2 protein-coding genes are annotated in these 3370 nt (G+C 66.6%); both read right to left on the reverse strand.

All coding sequences use genetic code 11. From position 1 onward, the window contains the following. Positions 1-21: 21 nt before the first annotated feature. Positions 22-1371, reverse strand: a complete 1350-nt coding sequence (locus tag ACFX43_RS07275; protein ID WP_378818835.1) for an FAD-dependent oxidoreductase — start codon at positions 1369-1371, stop codon at positions 22-24. A gap of 720 nt (positions 1372-2091) precedes the next feature. Then, positions 2092-3370: DUF222 domain-containing protein (locus ACFX43_RS07280; protein ID WP_378818838.1), on the reverse strand; the 1279-nt coding region annotated here is incomplete at its 5' end.

Here is a 3370-nt window from a genome sequence, read left to right on the forward strand (position 1 = left end):
CCACCCCGCTTCGTACGTGTGTCAGTGGCAGTGGTTGGAGATCTGGATCATCTCGTCGCGGGGGACGACCTTGATCCGCTCGCGGCCCTGGGCCTCGCCGAGCGAGCGCTCGTGGTTGTCGAGCTTCTCCCAGCCCTCGATGGTGGTGAACTCGACGCCCTTGCCGGACAGGTGCTCGAGGACCGCCGCGGTCGAGCCGAGCTCGGCGGGCTTGAGCTTGTCGAGGTCGTGGAGGAGGTTGTCGATGGTCTCCTTGGCGTCAGACTTGGTGTGGCCGATGAGGCCGACCGGTCCGCGCTTGACCCACCCGGTGACGTACGTCCCGTTGATGTGCTCGCCGTTGAGGTCGAGCACTCGGCCGCCGGCGTTGGGGATGACGCCGTTCTCGCTGTCGAAGGGTACGTCGGGGAGGGCCTCAGAGAGGTAGCCGACGGCGCGGTAGACGGCCTGGACCGGGGTGTCGGTGAACTCGCCGGTGCCGGTGACGGTGCCGTCGCCGTTGTACTCGGTCTTCTCGCTGCGCAGCGCGACCACCTGACCGTCCTCGCCGAGGATCTCGACGGGGTTCTGCATCATGTGGATGACGATCTTGTGGGGCTTGTCGCCGGCGGGCGCCTCCATGTACTTCAGGAGGATGTCGGCCACCAGCTTCGTCGCCTTGTGGCTCTGGATCGCCTTCTCGCCGGCCTCGTCGATCTCGAAGCCCTCCTCCTCGACGACGACGTCGACGGACGGGGAGTGGGAGAGCTCGCGCAGCTCCATCGGGCTGAACTTGATGTGCGCCGGGCCGCGGCGGGCGTAGACGTGGATCGTCTTGGCCGGGTTCTTCTTCAGGCCCTGGTAGACGTTGTCGGAGATCTCGGTGACCAGCTGCTCGTCGGCGGGCTTGGCCAGCATGCGGGCGACGTCGAGCGCGACGTTACCGGCGCCGAGGACGGCGACCTCCTCGGCGTCGAGGGGCCACTCGCGGGAGACGTCGGGGTGCCCGGCGTACCAGCTGACGAAGTCGGCCGCGCCGTAGGACTGGGGCAGATCGATCCCCGGGATGTCGAGCTCGCGGTCGGCCATCGCGCCGGTGGCGAAGATGACGGCGTCGTAGAACCGGTGCAGGTCGTCGAGCTTGAGGTCGGTGCCGAAGTCGACGTTGCCGATGAAGCGGATGCTGTCCTGGTTCAGGACGCGCTTCAGCGCCTTGATGATCTCCTTGATTCGCGGGTGGTCAGGAGCCACGCCGTAGCGAACCAGGCCGTAGGGAGCAGGCAGGCGCTCGATGACGTCGACGCGCGCACCAGGGTGCTCCTTCGTGAGGATGTCGGCAGCGTAGATGCCGGCCGGGCCGGCACCGACGATCGCAACGCGGATGTCACGCATAAGGGAGTTCAACCTTCCGTGGATGTACTAAGGCAAGCCTAAAGGGGGTCGTGTAACCCTCCGAATCCGTTCCATCAGGTGGTTACGAGGTCCTGCGTGGGTTTCACGCTCAATCCTAGAAAGTGTTCATGTTCTGGGTGTGTCTGGGAACGTGATCTCGGACACGTACGGCACGTCGGGGGCTTGCTTCTGTGGGTGCTGGCTTCGGTGGTCGAGCTTTGTCGAGTCCTTGGTTTGGTCTCGGGAGGGCGCGCTGAAGGTGCCGTGGTTTCGTTGCGGCGTTCGCCGCCGACCCATTCCTGAAGGGTGTTCTCGCCGAACCCCGGAGTCAAGGACGGCCTTCGGCCGCCGGCTTCGCCGGTCGCCTGCGGCGATCCTTGACACCGGGCTCCGGCGAGAATTTTGGCTGGCTATCGGGTCGGCGGCGGGGTTTGGCGCAGCGGATTCAGTTGGGTGCGTGCTTGGGCCGTGGGCTGGCCGTGCGCGGAAGGCTCGGTTCCTCGAGGGCGCCTACGACAGTGGGCGCGACCTTGTGAACAGTTCACAAGCGAGCCATCGCATAACCCGGGACGGGCTCGTTGCCGGCAGGGTGACGAGTTCCCCGCGGGCGCGGAGCTTCACCACCCTCCGGAGCGTGGGGGACCTTCGCCGCGGTGGGGAAGTGTCCCCGCCAGCAGGGAAGCGGCGAGTGTGGAGTCGAGAGGGTCTCAACGCAGCCGGTTAGGGGCGGCGGGTGAACCGGATGCTGCCATCCGGCAGGCGCTCATGGACGTACGCAGGGTTGTGCGCCAGACGGTGATGATGCGGGCACAACAACGCCCCGTCCTTCAAGTTGGTCTTCCCGCCGGCAGCCCAGGGGTCGAGGTGGTGGGCGTCGCACCATTCCGGTGGCATGTCGCAGCCTTCGGCTTGGCAGCACTTCTGCTGTAGCCGGAGTGCTTTGCGTTGGATGGGTTGGAAGAACCTGCTGCCTCGGCCGGCGTCGAGGACCTCGCTGTCGCCGCCGAGGACCCAGGGGATGATGGTGGCGTTGCAGGCCATCCGCCTGGCTTCCGCGGCCGAAATCGTGGCCCCGTTGGACTCGTCATAGCCCAGGGTCGCGACGCCGAGGTCTTTGCGGAGCTCCTCGAGGGAGATGACCACGTTGATGGTGGTCGCATCACCACCATGCCGGGGCAACGCTGACGCGTCGACGGTCTCCAGGAGCCGGGCGAAGCCCTGGCCCATGAGTCGTTCCCAGGGAGGCAGCGGGGCACCCTTGCCGACGAGTTGCTGCTTGCGAGGTTGGGCATAGGCCTCGACCAGCCGCTTGAACCTCATCCCGATCGAGACCGGGAGGACACCGTCGAAGCCGATGGTGCCGTCGTGGTTGTCCCAGACCCGCAGGGCGGTCTTCTGGTGGGCGCGTTCTTCTTCGGCGAGGAGGGCTTTGGCTTCGGCGTCTTCGAACCGGACGGGGTCGATCTCGGCCAGGATCCGTTTGCCGACGATGCGGAGTTCGTTGGCGGTCAGCCGGGTGGCGTAGTCGACCAGGAGCTTCTCGGCCAGAACCAGGTCCTCGGCACTGGCGACCGGGTTGGTCTCGATCTTGTCGAGGGCCTGGGTGATCACCCGGGCCTTGTCCTGGGACACGACACCCTCAGCGAGGTCGGCGGCGACGAGGTCGTACTTCGCGACGCTGGTCGCGAGCTTGATCTGGGATCGGGCCACGGCCTTGTCGACCAGCAGCTCGGCCCGCATCCACCCCGACGCATCCTTCGCACCGGTCTCTTCGGCGATGTCGCCGGCAGAGGCGAGCACCCGGAGTCTGACCGCGGCCAGTTTGGCGTGGAGCTTCTGCAGCCGCTCCAGGGAGTTCTTCTTTTGTCCTGTGCGCCAGTAGGCGGGGTCTCGGGTGAGCAGCCTGTCGAGGGAGGTTTCGATGGCGGCCAGTTCTGCGTCGATCGCGTCGCCGGGGTTGGTGCCCCAGTGGTCGATCGAGCGGCCGAGACTCATCGCC

The sequence above is a fragment of the Nocardioides sp. YIM B13467 genome (assembly GCF_042788075.1).
GTDB lineage: Bacteria > Actinomycetota > Actinomycetes > Propionibacteriales > Nocardioidaceae > Nocardioides.

Excerpts from the sequence above, each read along its gene's own strand:
- ACFX43_RS07275 (WP_378818835.1), bottom strand. The coding sequence starts at position 1,371 with ATGCGTGACATCCGCGTTGCGATCGTCGGTGCCGGCCCGGCCGGCATC.